Below are 16,694 nucleotides of genomic sequence, written 5' to 3'. Positions count from 1 at the left end.
TTTTGGGTGGCTCCCAGCGGAAGACTCCCTGATTGATCGCGTCGGCGGCCCAGGGAGTTTTCCGCTGCCACGGCAGCACCACTTGCGTTTCACCAAAGCGCAGCTGCACCCCGTCCGGGGCCCACTCCCAATGAAGTAATGAAGCAAATTCATGCAGACCAGTCAGGGACACGTCCAAACCCACCAGGTAGAGCGCCCGAAGTTCGTTGCATCGCAGCGGCAGCCATTCAAGAATGGGCACCGCAGAGTGCGTGCCAAGGATGGTGGCACCTCCATGAACCACCCTGGCCCCTGCCTCGGCACTGCTGTCCAGCAGAAGCAGACTTGACGAAGCGCCAGGTGCCGTGCCGGCCTCGGCGGCCAGCGTCTCCGTTCGGCTGCGAAGAGTCTCGTTTGCACTGCACAGGTAGCCGGACACGGCTGGGGTCAGTCCCACAACACCGGTGAGTTTCGCGGCACGCACTTCAACACCGTCGATCACGGCGAATGAAGACTGCACTTTGACATCCCGTCCGTTGGCATCCAAGGCAAAGGTGCTGGCACCCCCACCTGGCCGCACACTTCCACCGAGTAGGCCTCTGTGCCGGCTGTCGCCGCCGGGGCCAGGGACATGGATGTCGTTATCGCGGACACCGTCACCTGCCCCCATCCAGGGGACAGTGGCTGTGGAAAACGCCAGTCGGCGGTAAAGGGGGGCATCTTTTTGCGGGTGCCCATCAGTTCCGGCGTTGAGCACCCGGACTGTCCCGGTTTTCCGGACGCCCACGGCCAGCCACCCAGGGCCCGCCAGCGGTAGGGTAAAGTCGCCCTGTTCCACAGGCAGCGGTTGCTCCGGCTCGGTCCAGGCAGGATGGTCAGGGGGCAGTAGAAGTCCCAAAAAGCCCTTGGAAGCCCATTGCGGTGAACCCGGGGAATTGTAGGACTGCAAAATGCTGTTGTTCGTTCCGTACCAACCAAGGGACAGGACACCGTCCGGGGCCGCCCCGCCGTCGAGAAAGTACTTCAACATCCCGGAAGCGAGCCGGCGCGTCTGGCCGGGCGGAACAACGGTGATGCCTTCACGCAGTGCCATCCAAAAAGGTGCCGCGACACCCCAACGATAGATCAGCGACCGCCCTTGGATCAGCGGCGCACCGTCGGCACCAAAAAGGTGGCTGTAGCCGTGCACGAACGCAGCCAACCTGTCCCGGTAGACCTGGCGGCGTCCCGTGGAGTCCGCTTCGCCCAGCAGGTCAAGGATGAAAAACGGGTACAGGTGAAAAGTCCACGCGTTGTAGTGATCAAAACGTCTGCCTTCACCGTCCGAGTACCAGCCATCGCCGACGTACCAGTCCTCAATTCTGGCCAGCGCAGCCTCGATGCCGGGGGCGTCGTGCGCATACCCGGCAGAAGCCAAGAAAGCCTGAATGGTGGCGGCAAACATGACGTGGTTATTGTCGGCGCCAAAGGATTGTGCCGAGTCGTTGAGCCATGCAGCAGTGTTGTCCCGTACGCGCTGCGGCAACGTTTCCCAGACCCAACGGCGGCTAAAATGCAGCCCCAGCACCACTGCCGTGGCCTCCACCGTTGCTTGACCGTGGTTCGTGAGCTTGGGCCAGCGTTCGGGGGATGCTGGATCCGTCCCAGCGTCGAGCGCCCGGGCATACCTTTGGGCGGTTTCAGCCATGGTCCCGCCCAGATTTCCCTGCGCTCCGGCCAGCCTTAGTGCTGCCAGCAGGAACGTCCGGGCAAAGCCTTCCAGCAGGTCGACGTCGTCTTGCTCTCGTTCGCTGGGGAAGCGCACCTGGGCACCGCCTGGCGAAGAGTACCGCCAGGCTGCCGCGATTTGTTCGTCTGCAACGCCCTCCCAATGCGTCCGTGTCCACCCCGTGAACGGGGCATTCTCCGGATCGGTGCGGGCTTCCCGCCAGTTCACAAGGCAGCCTGAAGGGAAATCCCTCGCGGTGCTGCGCTGCCAACTTTCACCGGAACCCCTGCTGCTGCCGACTCGTAGGCAGCGAGCACCAGCTCCACCACGTGCTTGGCGTGTTCACCGTTCACGCTCGGGGTAGCCCCGCCCACTGCTGCGGCAAAGTCCTTCAGCTGGGCAGTGAACGCATCCTGGATATCTGTGTCGGAGGAGGCATGGACTTGGACGCAGTTGCCGTCAATCTCCACAAATGTTCCGCTGCGTGGATCTACTGTGACGGTGCCGTGCTCGCACACCACCAGCATTTCATCAATGTGCTTGGGAGTGTCGGAGACGATCGTGATGCGCACCTGCACACCGTTCTCCAGGAGCAGCTCCATGCTTCCATCCGTTTCAACGGCAGCACCGAAACGGTTCAGTGTGGCGCCGGAGAGACGTACGGCCGGGGCGCCGCCAACCCAGATGGAGCGGTCCAGGCAATGCGCTCCGATGTTGATCAGCGCACCTCCGCCGGAGACTGCCCGGTTGAAGAACCAGGCCGGCCGGGTGCCCGGACGGTAGTCGGTGCTGCGGTAGTCATGAATCATGAGCACCCTGCCGAGTTGTCCGGCTGATAGAGCTTTTTGCAGCGCAAGCTTTTCCGGCATGAAGTGCTGGATCAAGCCAATCACCATGACCACGTTGGCGCGGGCGCAGGCCTGTTCCATGGCCACACAGTCAGCTAACGTCGTGGCCATCGGTTTTTCCACCAGCACATGGATACCGCACGCGGCCGCGGCAAGCACCATTTCCTTGTGCAGGCTGTGCGGGGTATTGATCACCACTGCGTCGACCACTCCGGCTTCCAACATCTGGCGATAGTCGGTGAAGACCGCAGCTCCCCAAGGCTCGGCGACCTTTGCCGCTATGTCCGCCTGCAAGTCACAGACTGCACTGAGTTCGATCCCGTCAAGGATGGCGGCGCCGTCAGCGTGCAACAAAGCCACAGCCCCGGCCCCAATGATTCCCAACCGCATATTCAACTCATTCCTGTTCGTTGTGCACGGATTGCCTTGTGGCCCCGCAAGATTTTCTAATGACAAGCCGCGGACGCAGACGTACTTGGTGGATGGGGCAGTCATCACCTTCGGCAAGACGGCGCAGCAGAATTTCGGCGGCCATTTTACCCATCCTGTGCTTTGCAGGCGCCACAGCGGTCAACGGCACCTCGGCCAGGTCCGCCATCTCGTCGTCATAGGAAACCAGCGCCAGATCCTCGGGTATACGGATGCCGGCCCGCCTGGCTGCAGCTTCCAGCAGGGTCGCCTCCCTGTCTCCAAAGACCAAGGCAGCGGTGGCACCGGCCAAGCGCAATTTGGTCAAGGCCTCGTCGGGTCCGCCGTCTTCCCAATGACTTCTCGGGATTCTGGCCAGATGCGGCTCGAAGCCCAAATCTGCCGCCGCCCGCTCATATCCAGCCACAATGGCCGGTTCCGTGGGCGTCTCCGACCGGGTAAGCAGGGAAACACGGGGGTGACCGAGCCCGAAAAGGTGCAGTACGGCGTCGTACGCTCCCCCTTGATGGTCCGAACAAACGTTTTCAGACCTGTCCCCCGGGCCGAGGTCTGTCAGACTGCGTTCCAGTAACACCACGGGGACGTCCAACGCCATCAAGTCCGTAACCCGTTGGCGCGGGTCTGCAATCTCGTTCAGCGTGGGGACGAGAATCAGTCCGTCCACACCGGATTCAATGAGGAAATCAATGCTTGTATCTTCGCGCTCAGGCAAGTAGTTGTAGGTGGCAAGCTGCAAGCTGACGTCATGGGCCGATAAAGTCTCCTCTATGCCCTGCAGCACCCGCGGATAGTACAGCTGGGTATCTGGAAGCAGCACCCCCACTGTCAGGCGGGAACGTCGCCGCACCGGTTGCCGGACTGAAACGAAGCTTCCGGCTCCTTGCCGCCGCACCACGAGCCCTTCCTGGACGAGGTCATCAAACGCCCGCCGGACAGTGGTCAAGGACAGGCCGGTTTCTGCCGCAAGTTGGGCTTCGGTGGGCAACTTCGCCCCGACCGCCCAAGTACCGGCCAGGATACCCCTGCGGATATCTGCGGCCAGCGACCTGAACTTCAAGTCACGGGCATCGGTATCCCGGATTTTTCGAGGAGCTGGGTTCTTGCTCACGACGTCCTTTCACAATGCATCCCGGCCAGTCTGCCAAAATAATAAGATAGGAATAAAGGAGGAATTAGGAAACATTGTTCCAACAATTTTCAAAACCTCCAAGTACTCCCACGGGCCCCTCGCGGGAAAAGTGTCATGATTTTATGCGCCAAAGTCATCGCAGCCATGGATTCAGAGGGGAAGTGCGAAGGGGCGCGTCGCAACTTTTTCAAACTATTGCTGGAATACTCCTTGATTCATCTCTTTTACGACTGGTTGAGTAAGGTCACTTGGCCGTGACCTGCGGCACAACTACTTCAAGAGGTGTCTTTTATGAGTACTAAATCCCGAATCGTACGAACGCTGGCGGTCCTGGCCGGAGCATCCATGGCCCTCACGGCCTGCGGCGGTAGCGGAGCCAGCAACGACGCCAGCTCCGGAGCAAAGGACAGCGGTACAGTGACGTACTGGTCCATGTGGAAGGTCGGAGAAGCACAGCAAAAGGTCCTCGCAAGCGCCATCGCCGACTTCGAAAAGGAGACCGGCGACAAGGTTGACGTGCAGTGGCAGGGCCGTACCAACACGAAAAAGATCATTCCGGCATTGAACACCAACAATGTCCCGGATATTATCGACGGCTCCAACGCCAACCTCGACATCGCGCTGGGCAGCACCGGCCAGGCGCTGCCCATGACGGATGCCTACAACACCGAAATCGACGGCAAGAAGCTTTCTGAGCTCATCCCGGACAAGTTTGCCGCCGTGAGCAACATCAAGGACAAAGACGGCCAGCCCTGGATGGTGCCCTACAGCCTCACTTCGGACGGCATCTGGTTCAACGCCGAGAAGAGCCCGGACCTGGTGACGAACCCGCCGGCTTCCTGGGATGACTTCATTAGCCTCCTTGACAAGGAGAAGGCTGCCGGCCAGACACCGATTGCCGCAGACGGTGACATCGCCGGCTACAACGCCTACTGGTTTGTCAGCGCACTGGTCCACAGCGAGGGACCCGGTTCATTCAACAAAATTGCCACGGATAAGACCGGCGCTGGCTGGGACTCCCCCGCAGTGCTGGACGCAGCCAAAAAGGTGCAGCAGCTCGTCGACAACGGGTACCTGATCAACGGGTACAACGCCAGCAAGTGGCCTGCTCAGCAGCAGGCCTGGGCCACCGGCGGGGCAGATCTGCTCTTCAACGGCTCCTGGATCCCGACGGAGACTGGCACCTATGCCGCACCCGGTTTCAAATACGCATCCTTCGCCTTCCCATCCGTAGCCAGCCAGCCCAGCATGGCACGCGCTGATTTCACCGGTTTCGCCGTTCCCAAGAAGGCAAAGAACGCTGCTGGCGCCCAGAAATTGGCTGCGTTCTTGATGAATAAGAAGAACCAGGACGACATGGGAACCGTAGCCAAGGTCCTTCCGGTCCGTGCCGATGCCGCCATTTCACCGGAGCTCGCCGCAGTCAAGAAGAACATTGACGACGCCAAGGAAATCTACTTGGGCAACGACGGTGTCAGTGCTCCGGGGTACTTGGAGAAGAACTTCAACCCGACCGACGATCTGTTGTTCCTGGGCAAGATTGACGCTGGCGAGTTTGTCTCAAAGATGAAGGCGGAGACGATCGCTTACTGGAAGGCGCAGGGCTAATGTCAGCCTCGACTCTCAAACGCACTCGCCGCAACCCTGTTCCGGCTTCCAAGCCGGAGCAGGGCCGGGGCGGCAGCAGCATTGAACGCCAGCGCCGCAAGCTTCTGGTACCGTTCGTCGGACCGGCTTTTCTCTTCTACACCGTGCTGTTCATCGTTCCCTCGATAGCGGCGGTCTGGATCAGTCTCAACGAATGGGCCGGTTCCGGCCCCATGACCTTCGTGGGCTTCAAGAACTACGTCAAAGTCTTCCAAGACCCGTTGTTCGTGAAGTCCTTCGGAAACACACTGCTCCTGTTGTTCGTGGTGGGTGCGGCAATCTTCATCCTGGCCTTTGCCATGACTCTGGTCCTGCGGGACATGGCCGCAAAGAAGATCGCCCGCAACGTCATCTTCTTCCCTCACCTGATCAATGCCCTTGTCTTCGGCATTCTGGCTGGTTTCATCTTCAACCCGGGGGGCATGGTCAACAGCCTGCTCAAGCCTCTGGGTGTCACGGAACCGCCGGCTTGGCTGGCCCAGGACAATATCTTTCCGTTGATCATGGCCACCATGGTGTTGACTACCACCGGTTACTTCACCACCATCATCATGGCCGGTGTGGACCGGATCCCGCCGTACTTCTACGAGGACTGCGCCCTTGCCGGCGCAACGGCCTTCCAGCGCCTTCGGTACGTCATTCTGCCGCTGACCTGGGACGTTTTCGGCACCTGTGCCGTGCTGTGGACCATTTCTTCCGTCAAGATCTTTGAAATCATCTGGGTCTTTGGCGGCAGCAGCGGCGCAGGCCTGCCACCCACCCAAACCTGGTCCGTGGCCGTGTACACCTACGTCACCGCGTTCTCCGGGATGTCCACTCCGGCCTATGGTGCCGCCACGGCATCAGCCATCATTTCTTTGGCCTTGGTTACCGTCCTGGTGGTGCTCCTGCGCCGTGCCATGCGCCGTGACGCCATTGAATTCTAAGGAATCCTCATGACCGCCCTTACCTCGTCCCCGTCCAAGAACGCCGCTCCACCGCCGGTCCGCCGGCGAAAGAACCGCCGCGGCGTCAGCCCTGCCCTGCAGGCCGATCACAATCTGGTCCGAAGCTTCGGTGTCCTTGTTCTGTGGGTGGTGGTGGTGCTGTTCATCGCCATGCTCGTCTGGACCGTGCTACAGGCCTTCCGCGACACCCATGCAATTTTGGAAAGCCCCTGGGGCATGCCGACGACGTTCAACTTCGACAACTTCGCCACGGCCTGGAATGTCAGTGGTTTCGCCTTGGCCACGCTTAACAGCGTTTTGACCACTGCAGTGTCCTCGTTCGTGTGCGTGGCCGTGGCCGCGCCTGCCGCATACTACCTGAGCCGTGTGGAGAACCGCTTCACCGAGGGCCTGAGTCTGTACTTCATTCTTGGGCTCGGCATCCCGGCCCAGGTTATCTTGATCCCGCTCTTTGTCATGCTGGACAAGGTGCACCTGACCGACAGCCTGATCGGCTTGAACTTGGTCTATATCGGTTTGTCGCTGCCGTTCACTGTTTTCCTGTTGACAGCGTTCTTCCGCAGTCTCCCCCTTGAAATGGAGGAAGCCGCTGCACTCGACGGCGCCTCCGCCCTGCGCACCTTTATCCAGGTCACCCTGCCCCTGGCCAAGGGCGGCATCCTCACCGCCTTTGTGCTGCTGGTGGTCGGTAGCTGGAATGAAACCCTGCTGGCGCTGACCTTGCTCCAGAGCACCGAAAAGTACACCCTACCGGTTGCCCTGATCTCATTCGTGCAGCAGCAGACCTACTCCGGCGCCGACTGGGGCGGACTGTTCGCAGGCCTGTGCATCGTGATCCTGCCCATGCTGGCCATCTACATCTGGCTGGGGCGCCGACTCACGGAGGGCCTGACCTTGGGAATGGGTAAATAGAGTACCCATGCAAACTCATCCCAATTTGTTGTTTGTCGTCGCCGACCAGTTCCGGGCCATGTGCCTGGAGCCGGGCGGCGACGCCGTTTCCACTCCTTTTTTAGATGCTTTGGCGTCCGACGGCGTATCCCTGGCCCACGCTGTCAGCAGCTACCCGGTGTGCAGCCCGCACCGGGCCATGATGATGAGCGGACAGTACCCTGCATCCAATGGAGTGACGCACAATGTGAACTCCCAGACTGCCGCTTGGGGCGTTGGGCTGCGTCCCGACGCGCCGTCATGGGCTGCCGTGCTGAGGGATGCCGGATACAACACTGGATACATTGGCAAGTGGCATTTGGAGGCACCTGTACCTGCGGATGCGATCTACGGCACCGGCCGCTTGGAGGACGGGCGCTATTGGGATGCCTACTCACCTCTTGACCGGCGCCACGGTTTTGATTTTTGGTATTCGTACGGGTGCTGCGACGAGCACCTTACCCCGCACTATTGGACCGGCAACGCCGAACGGCACGAACGGGTGGACGTCCAAGGCTGGTCGGCTGCCCATGAAACGGACGTGGCACTAGACTTCCTGCAACGGGCCGCCGGCGCAGCCTCCGGCGGTTCTGGCGGTACTTCCGGTGGTGCACCGTTTGCCCTGGCCGTGTCGTGGAATCCGCCGCACCAGCCCTTTGACCAGCTTCCCGAAGGCCATGACACCAGCTATGCCGGCTTGTCCCCCGCTAAACTGCTCAACCGACCCAACGTGGACCTGGACTCGGACACGGGCCGTGAAGCAGCCGCCATCGCCCCGCTGTATTACGCGGCCGTCAACGCCATCGATGCCCAAGTGGGGCGGCTGTTGGCCGCACTCGACGATCTCGGCTTGGCGGATAACACCCTAGTCATTTTCACCTCCGACCACGGCCAGCAGATGGGCAGCCATGGGCTGCTGTACAAAAACGTGCCCTTTGAAGAGTCCATGCGTATTCCCTTTGTCATGCACGGCCCTGGAGCATTTTCTGCCGAAGCGGCCGCCAACACCGTACTCTCCAGCGTCGACATCGCCCCGACCCTGCTGGGGCTGCTCGGCTTCTCCGCCAGCATTCCGGCACAGATGCAGGGCCAGGACCTAGCGCCCCTGCTCAGCACAGGGGCCAACCTCCCCAACGCAACAGCCAAGGGAGCAGGAACAGCGGCACTGTACTATTACTACCCGCGTGATGCGGACGACGTTGACATCCGTGGCATCAGGTCACGCAGCACGAAGTTCATAGCCCGGTTCCAGCGTGCAGCCGGCCTGAGCACCGACCTCTACGATTTGGTGGCAGATCCTTACGAGCTGCGCAACATCACGGATCCAACCTTGGTCCGCGAGCACGCCAAAACATTGGAAACCGCACTTGCCGCCGCAGGACAAAAGTGGACGGGGGCAGGCGCACTGAAGGAATTGGTGGAGCAAGCATGAACATACTTCTGATCATGGCAGATCAGTTTTCCGCCCACGCCCTGGAGCGCAGCCGGTCCACCGACGCCCACTTCAACACGCCACATCTTGACCGGCTCGTTGCTAATTCCACGTATTTCAGCCAGGCCTACACCCCATTCCCGTTGTGCGTTCCAGCGCGCAGCTCAATGGTGACGGGAAAGTATCCGCACCAGCTTGGCATCATGTCCAACTCCGGCGCTGGAGCTGCTCCCGCAGTTGAGCCGGGCCACGGCCCCGAATCACTGGGACACTGGTTTACAGAGGCCGGTTACGACTGCGCCTATGCGGGCAAATGGCATGCCCTGCAGGCCAGTGCCACCGAAGCGGACGGCTTTGCCCCCATTCACCCCTTCGGCGACGACGGCCTGGTAGAGGCGTGCCATGAGTGGCTTGCGAACCGATCGGTGCGCGACGGCGAACGCCCTTTTCTCCTCGTCGCCTCCTTCGACGACCCTCACACCATTTGCGAATACGCCCGTTCGCAGCCTCTTCCCTACGGCAACGTGCCTGAAGTTCCGATCGGTGCGGCACCCCCGCTGCCGGCGAATTTTCCCCCGGCACCCTATGCCCCGTCCGCCCTGGCCTCCGAAGCGGATGCCTCCCCGAAGGTCTACGGAACCCGTGACTACACTGCCGACGATTGGAGGGCTTACCGGGCCGCCTACGGCACGCTGGTTGCCCGCGTTGACGAACGCATCGGCCGCCTCCTGGACGCCGTTGACCTGGCCGAGACCGCCGTCGTCTTTGTCAGCGACCATGGCGACGGGGACGCTTCCCATGGTTGGAATCAGAAAACCGCCCTGTATCAAGAATGCATCCGTGTCCCGCTGCTGGTGCACGTGCCCGGACAGTCGCCGGCCAAAGTGGACACCCCTGTGGACGGTGTTCTGGCGCTGATGCCAACACTGTGTCAGGTGGCCGGAATTGCTACGCCGGCCAGCCTGCCCTGCCGTTCCGTGCTGGAGGCGCAGCCGGAGACGGTGGTGGTGGCGACCCTGTTCGATTCCGGCTCCAAGCCGCAAACCACCGGCCGCGCCTTGATCAAGGGCCAGCACAAATACACGGTTTACAGCTGGGGAAAGCACCGTGAGCAACTCCATGACCTGCACGACGATCCTGGCGAACAACGGAATTTGGCTGTAGAAGACTCCAGTGCTGCCCTGCTGGAGGAAATGCGCGGCGAGCTTTACCGCTGGGCTGTGACACACAGCGATACAAGTTTTTTGAAGAAGCTGGTCCTGCCGGTTTCCGCACCGGCGCAGGCCCATTCCGGGATATTTACCGTTCCTTACTAGCTTCAAATTTTCGCCAAGAGACACGGTGGTAGTCGACGAAAGCATAGATGGAGTAGTTATCTCTAGAACAACATCGGCCGGGAAAGACGCCGAGGTTCCCCTCGTGCTTTGGTACGACAAGCCGGCGCACGCCACTGTGGAAAGGGAAGCATGGGAACGTCTTGCGCTGCCTCTGGGGAACGGTCACATGGGAGCCATGGTCTTCGGCCGGACGGACACGGAACGCATCCAGCTCAACCACGACAGCCTCTGGACGGGCGGGCCCTCGTCGCACCCAACCACCGACAATGTCGATACCAGCGGCAATGTCGATGTTGCAGACCCGGCAGGGACCATGCGCGACCTCGTGGACAGCGCATTCACCGAGTTGTACCGGGGGCTGGAGTCGGGAGAAGGCTTCAAGGGAACACCTCCAACACCGTTCCTGCCCACCAACCGTGAAACCCAAGGTGCATTTCAGAATTTCTCCGAAATGTACCTGGAGCTGGGTCATGAGAACCCCACTCAGTACAAGCGCTTCCTTGATCTACGGACTGCCACGGCGAGTGTGGAATACGAATGTGACGGCGTTCACTACGTCAGCGAATCGTTCATAAGCAATCCGGATGGAGTGTTGGTTTATCGCATCACGGCGGACAAGCCCGGCTCGGTGAACCTTGCGCTGCGCCCTGAAATCCCCCACCGCACGGCCAATGCCAACGGCAACACCCGCGGCCAGAAGAACTATGGGAAAACTGGCACCGTCAAAGCCGCCGGTGACTCAATCACCTTGTCCGGAAAATTGAATCACAATTCGATGTTGTTTGCCGGTGCGTTTCGGGTCAGGGCCACAGACGGGGTTGTGACGGCAGAAAATGATCCTTCCGATAGGCACGGGATATTGAAGGTTGCCCATGCTTCCAGTGTCACGATCGTCGTCGCCCTGGGAACAGACTATATGAATGATTTGCACGCCGACTTTAAGTCCGGACAGTCACTTGATCAACTCGTTCGGTCGGTGAGCAGTCGTCTTGATGCGGCGGGAACAAGATTTGACGTCCTGCAAACGAGGCAACGCCGGGATCATCAAAAGTTGTTCAACCGGGCGGAGCTACGCCTCACAAACGAGTTCCCGGCGGATGTGCCAACTGATCTGCTACTGGCCGAGCACCGAAGCGGCAAGCACAGCGCCTATTTGGAGATGCTCTATTTCCAATTCGGACGCTACCTGTTGATCTCATCCTCACGCCAAGGCTCATTGCCGGCCAACCTCCAAGGCGTATGGAATGATCAGGACTATCCGGCGTGGGCATCCGATTACCACATGAACATCAATATGCAGATGAATTATTGGCCGGCATTCGTGACCAACATTGCTGAAACGGCCGGGCCCTTGGTTGATTATGTGGACGGGCTGCGTGAACCTGGCCGCATCACCTTGGCCAAGACATACGGAATCAAGGACACCGGCAACAAAGACGGGTTCGTGTTCTTCAATTCAACTGCACCCTTGGGATTCTCGGGCAACATCGATTCCCATGCATCATTTACTCCTACTGCCACTGCGTTCATTGCGCAGAACCTTTTCGACTACTACGCCTTTACCCTCGACAAGGACTATCTGAAGTCCAGTATTTACCCAATACTCAAGGAGGCAGCGAAAACCTATCTGCAGACGTTGCAGCCGGGACGTTCTCAGGATGGCAGCGACAAGGAAAAACTCTTTGTTGTACCCTCCTATTCTTCAGAACACGGACCGTGGACCGTTGGCGCCTACTTCGATCAGCAGCTTGTTTCCATGCTGTTCACCAACACCTTGGAGGCTGCGAAGGCTTTGGGTGTGGATCAGGGGGAAGACGCAAACCTGACCAAGGTGTTGGTTGCGGCCATCGACAAGCTGGATCCAATTCAGCTGACGGTCAGCGGTCACATCAAGCAATGGCAGCACGAGGTGCACTACAACAAGACTGGTAATGGAACCGATATCGGTGATCCAGTCCACCGCCACATTTCCGAACTTGTTGCCTTGTATCCGGGAAGCAGCATCACCAGGGTTACGCCGGAGCTGATGGCAGCGGCGAAAAAGACCTTGGACGCCCGTGGTGACGCAGCCACCGGCTGGTCAATGGGACACAAGTTGAATCTGTGGGCTCGAACAGGCGAAGGAGATCGCGCCTACGACCTGCTGACAAATCTCTTGAACAACGGTACGTACAACAATTTGTTCGATTACCATCCTCCATTTCAAATCGACGGTAATTTTGGTGGGACAGCCGGGATCGCAGAAATGCTGCTGCAAAGCCACAGCGGAACCATTGATGTCCTGCCTGCCCTTCCCACAGCATGGTCATCTGGATCCTTTAGCGGCTTCAAGGCACGTGGGAACGTCACTGTGGCCGCCACCTGGAACAACGGTTCCGTGAAGACAATTGTTGTTACTGTCCAGCAAGACAGCAGAATCGAAATCAACAGCCTCATGTTCAAGTCGTCGTACGAACTACATGAGCGCAACGGCACCCCGGTGCTTCACACGAGAAGCGATGGAACAGCGACGCTGGAGGCAGCTGCCGGGCAAGAATACACTTTCCAAGCATCGTCCGGGCCACTACCGAATCAGTACTAGCAGCTGGGAACTGACTGGGCGTATGCTGACAGTACATGTTCAAGGAATATTCAGCATATTCCCAGCAAATTGTCGGAGACTGTGATGGTGAAGAAGACCGGACCTGAAGCAAAGTTGCTCGTTGTTGATGACGAGCCCAATATTCGTGAACTCCTTTCCACTTCCCTGCGTTTTGCCGGGTTTGAGGTCATTGCAGCAGCCAACGGCCGTGAAGCCCTGGCCGCAGCTGAGGAGCACAACCCCGACCTGGCTGTCTTGGATGTCATGCTTCCGGACATGGACGGATTTACCGTTACCCGCCGCCTGCGCGCGGCCGGACGACACTTCCCCGTCCTGTTCCTGACCGCACGCGACGACACCGAAGACAAAGTCACCGGCCTGACTGTGGGCGGCGACGACTATGTCACCAAACCGTTCAGCCTGGACGAGGTCGTGGCCCGCATCCGCGCTGTTCTGCGGCGCACCCAGCCCATGGAAGACGACGACGCCGTGCTGCGTGTTGCCGATCTGGAACTCGACGACGACGCCCACGAGGTGCGCCGTGCCGGTAAGACCGTGGAGCTCTCCCCCACCGAATTCAAACTGCTGCGTTACTTGATGCTGAACCCCAACCGGGTCCTGTCCAAGGCTCAGATCCTTGACCATGTGTGGGAATACGACTTCAATGGCGATGCTTCCATCGTGGAGTCCTACATCTCCTACCTGCGCCGCAAGGTCGATGTTGATTCCTCGCTGCCAGCCCTCATCCAGACCAAGCGCGGCGTGGGCTACGTGCTGCGAACGGCTGACAAGCGCTAATCGCCTTGCTTAAGTTGTGGAAGAACGCGTCCCTGCGCTCGCAGTTGGTGGCCATCATCAGCGCGCTGCTGAGTCTGTCATTGCTGGCGTTGGGTTCCACAACCTTTCTCCTGCTGCATTCTTTCCTGGAAGACCAGATGGACACACAGCTGACCACCTTCCAACGTTCCATCGTTGTGGTGGGCACCGTGGATTCGCAGAACACCGGTCAAACACCGTTCGCCTTTGACTACTACGTGGGCTTCCATTTTGGCGACGGCAGCTTGGCGGACCAAAACCGTTCAGGCAAGGACAAGCCCGTCTATCCGAGCTACACCATGGCACAGGCACAGGCACTGAACGGCAAGAAGTTCACTGTTCCAAGCACTGATGGCGGCGCGCCTTGGCGAGTCACCGTCATCGCCCCGCAAAAGTTCAATTTCGGCTCGGCGGACTTAACCCAGAGCCGTCCGGAATATGTGGGGTACGTAGTCGTGGGGCTGCCCTACGAAACACTCAATATCACCATGGAACGCTTGGCCGTGGTCATCGCCGGAGTTGCAATTCTCACCATCACGCTGGGCACCATGATCGCCTACTGGACGGTCACCCGATCCTTCAGACCTCTGGGCCGGGTTGAAAAGACCGCGGCCGCCATCGCCGCCGGCGACCTTTCCCGGCGCGTGGACATTGAAAATCCCGCCACCGAGGTGGGTCGATTGTCGGGCTCTTTGAACACCATGCTGGCACACATTGAGCACGCTTTTGCTGCGCGCACAGCCTCGGAGAAACGAATGCGCCGCTTTGTGGCGGACGCTTCTCATGAACTGCGCACACCACTTGTCACCATTCGCGGCTTCTCAGAACTTTACCGCCATGGCGCCCTGCAAACACCTGAAGACGTCGGTACAGCGATGGGCAGAATTGAAAGCGAATCCAAACGCATGGGCGAACTCGTGGAAGACCTGCTCATGCTGGCCCGCATCGATGAGCAACGACCCCTGCAACTGAAGCCGGTTGACTTGCTGATCATTGGCCACGATGCCGTCCTGGATGCCCGGGCCACGGCGCCCAGCAGGACGTTCGCCGTCGTCGGACTCCATGGAACCCAAGGCACACCGGCCCCCACACTGGGAGATGAGGCGAAGTTGCGTCAGGTGGTGACCAACCTGATGGGCAACGCGCTGCGCTACACGCCCGAGGGCTCACCGATTGAGATTGTGGTTGGCACCCGTGTTGATGGTGGGCAAAAGTTCTCCGTCATCAAGATCCGCGATCACGGCCCCGGCATCTCCGATGAGGAAGCGCCCCGTGTGTTTGAGCGCTTTTACCGTGCCGATTCCTCCCGTGACAGAAACACTGGCGGCAGTGGGCTTGGCCTGGCCATTGTGTCGGCGATCGTAGCCTCCCACGAGGGAACTGTCCGGCTTGAGCAGACTCCTGGCGGGGGCGCGACCATGGCCATTGAGCTTCCCTTTCAGGATCCGGAGTCCACTGCTGCGTCCGACTCGGGAGATGCCGACGCGGGGGATGCAGCAGGCGGCGATTCCTCCACAGGTGGAGCTGCAGCGTAGCCGATCCACCGTTCTCCATGAATGACTGTCGGCGTCACACCACGTCTTCTACGCTGGGAACTGTCAGCAGCAAACCGCGAAGTTCCCACGTCCCGGAGAGGATCAATCCCATGGCACAGTTCAACGTCAACAGCGATGATCTTGCACTCAAAAGCACAGCCGTCAAAGGCTCAGTCGAGCGAATCCGCATGGAGGTGGACGCCATGAAGCGCAACCTCCTGGATCTGCAATCCACCTGGACTGGGGCAGCGTCCACCAACTTTCAGTCGCTGTTGCAGGAATGGCACGCGACAGAGCTGAAAGTTGAGGCTTCACTGGAGAGCATCAACGGTGCCTTGTCCATGGCCGCAACCCACTATGCTCAGGCCGAGGATGCCAATACGAGGATGTTCATGGCTCGGTAGCAGCTTGACGGGCTTATGCCTCCGGCGTGCCTTGGTGGAAACGGATCTGCCACCGGCCGTGGGCGAATTTCCAGATGGAGCTGCGCAGCGCGCTGCCTCGCGGCGCATCGCTGCGGTACGTCAAGAGGGCCGTCGAGTCATCAATGCGATCCAGTGTGAGTACCTCAAGGCTGTGCGCAGCCACTGTCTCGTCGCTGATCATGGCCAGAACCTCTTGGCGTGACCACCGACTGCCGGATGCGCCGATTTCCTCAAAGTCTGTGTGCAACAGCTCGGCCACCCGCAGCGGGTCGGCCCGTACGGCGGGGTCAAACAGTTCACGTTCGAGCTCCACCACGGCTTCGAGTGAATCATCGCGGCCCGCCGGTAGTACCTGGTCGTCGTCTGACATGGAAAACAGTTCCGGCTGCGCAACGTCCACCGGCGTGGTCGCTGCGCGTGCTGCCCCTGCCGGGTCAGTGTTGAGCTGGGTGGTGTTGGGCTGGGAAGTGTTGGACAAGCCGGAGCCGGGGAAGCCTGGCCCTGCGTTGGGTGTTCGCTTGGCTTGATAAGCGGTGGCGGCGTCTCGTGCGCGGTCGTCAGCCGCTTCGTTGAGGTCATGGCCGGCGTGGCCCTTAACCCATTCGAACTTGTATTTCCTACCCGCAATAGCGGCGTCAATGTCCTTGAGCAGTTCAAGGTTCAGCACAGGCTTGCCGTCGGCCTTGCGCCAGCCTTTGCGCTTCCATCCGGGCATCCACTTCGTGACGGCATTAATGACGTACTGGCTGTCGCACAGGATGTGGAGTGGTTCATCAGCCACGTGCTCCGTGGACTTGAAAAGGTCAAGGACGGCCATGAGTTCGCCCATGTTGTTGGTCCCATGGGGCCAGCCACCGGCACGCCAGCAGGTCTCGTCCACGTACCACGCCCAGCCAGCAGGCCCGGGATTTCCCAATGCCGAACCATCGGCAGCTGCAACAATTGTCATGA

At 59.9% G+C, this 16,694-nt stretch carries 13 protein-coding genes; 9 read left to right on the top strand and 4 right to left on the bottom strand.

Annotation, left to right across the window (positions count from 1 at the left end; all coding sequences use genetic code 11):
- From Q4P21_RS08035 to Q4P21_RS08025, 3 genes are all read right to left on the bottom strand, one after another.
- Positions 1 to 1,915, bottom strand: a 1,915-nt coding sequence (locus Q4P21_RS08035; protein ID WP_303388267.1) for a DUF2264 domain-containing protein, incomplete at its 3' end; no start/stop codon positions are given.
- Positions 1,912 to 2,925: a Gfo/Idh/MocA family protein gene (locus tag Q4P21_RS08030; RefSeq protein ID WP_303388266.1), complete on the bottom strand. Its 1,014-nt coding sequence runs from the start codon at positions 2,923 to 2,925 to the stop codon at positions 1,912 to 1,914. The genes Q4P21_RS08035 and Q4P21_RS08030, both read right to left, overlap by 4 nt.
- 7 nt (positions 2,926 to 2,932) lie before the next feature.
- Complete coding sequence (locus Q4P21_RS08025; RefSeq protein ID WP_303388265.1) at positions 2,933 to 4,072, bottom strand: LacI family DNA-binding transcriptional regulator; 1,140 nt, start codon at positions 4,070 to 4,072, stop codon at positions 2,933 to 2,935.
- Between the two features lie 312 nt (positions 4,073 to 4,384).
- Here Q4P21_RS08025 and Q4P21_RS08020 point away from each other — a divergent pair, with 312 nt between their 5' ends.
- The 9 genes from Q4P21_RS08020 to Q4P21_RS07980 all read left to right on the top strand — a co-directional run bounded on the left by Q4P21_RS08020 (position 4,385) and on the right by Q4P21_RS07980 (position 15,722).
- A complete protein-coding gene (locus Q4P21_RS08020) occupies positions 4,385 to 5,701 on the top strand; it encodes an ABC transporter substrate-binding protein (RefSeq protein ID WP_303388264.1) in 1,317 nt (438 codons plus the stop codon).
- Positions 5,701 to 6,666, top strand: a complete 966-nt coding sequence (locus tag Q4P21_RS08015; RefSeq protein WP_303388263.1) for a carbohydrate ABC transporter permease — start codon at positions 5,701 to 5,703, stop codon at positions 6,664 to 6,666. The genes Q4P21_RS08020 and Q4P21_RS08015 overlap by 1 nt, the downstream gene beginning before the upstream one ends.
- Positions 6,667 to 6,675: 9 nt before the next feature.
- Positions 6,676 to 7,599, top strand: a complete 924-nt coding sequence (locus tag Q4P21_RS08010; RefSeq protein ID WP_303388262.1) for a carbohydrate ABC transporter permease — start codon at positions 6,676 to 6,678, stop codon at positions 7,597 to 7,599.
- Positions 7,600 to 7,606: 7 nt separating this feature from the next.
- Complete coding sequence (locus tag Q4P21_RS08005; RefSeq protein WP_303388261.1) at positions 7,607 to 9,049, top strand: sulfatase; 1,443 nt, start codon at positions 7,607 to 7,609, stop codon at positions 9,047 to 9,049.
- On the top strand, positions 9,046 to 10,365 hold the full coding sequence (locus Q4P21_RS08000; protein ID WP_303388260.1) for a sulfatase: 1,320 nt from the start codon (positions 9,046 to 9,048) through the stop codon (positions 10,363 to 10,365). Before Q4P21_RS08005 ends, Q4P21_RS08000 begins: the two co-directional genes overlap by 4 nt.
- Before the next feature lie 25 nt (positions 10,366 to 10,390).
- A complete protein-coding gene (locus tag Q4P21_RS07995) occupies positions 10,391 to 12,967 on the top strand; it encodes a glycoside hydrolase N-terminal domain-containing protein (protein ID WP_369598875.1) in 2,577 nt (858 codons plus the stop codon).
- An 87-nt stretch (positions 12,968 to 13,054) separates the two neighbouring features.
- The gene (locus tag Q4P21_RS07990; protein ID WP_303388276.1) at positions 13,055 to 13,765 is read left to right on the top strand and encodes a response regulator transcription factor; all 711 of its coding nucleotides are present in this window, start codon (positions 13,055 to 13,057) and stop codon (positions 13,763 to 13,765) included.
- Between the two features lie 5 nt (positions 13,766 to 13,770).
- On the top strand, positions 13,771 to 15,318 hold the full coding sequence (locus Q4P21_RS07985) for a cell wall metabolism sensor histidine kinase WalK (protein WP_303388258.1): 1,548 nt from the start codon (positions 13,771 to 13,773) through the stop codon (positions 15,316 to 15,318).
- A 110-nt stretch (positions 15,319 to 15,428) separates the two neighbouring features.
- Positions 15,429 to 15,722, top strand: a complete 294-nt coding sequence (locus tag Q4P21_RS07980; protein WP_207344964.1) for a WXG100 family type VII secretion target — start codon at positions 15,429 to 15,431, stop codon at positions 15,720 to 15,722.
- A 13-nt stretch (positions 15,723 to 15,735) separates the two neighbouring features.
- On the opposite strand, the gene Q4P21_RS07975 is transcribed toward Q4P21_RS07980, so the two are convergent.
- Entirely contained in the window at positions 15,736 to 16,692 is a 957-nt protein-coding gene (locus tag Q4P21_RS07975; protein WP_303388257.1) for a ribonuclease HI family protein, read from the bottom strand.
- Between the last annotated feature and the right edge of the window lie 2 nt (positions 16,693 to 16,694).

The sequence above is a fragment of the Arthrobacter sp. genome (assembly GCF_030540645.1).
GTDB lineage: Bacteria > Actinomycetota > Actinomycetes > Actinomycetales > Micrococcaceae > Specibacter.
Note: the sequence above shows the minus strand (reverse complement) of the source record. Positions and strands in the feature narration are given on the sequence as shown.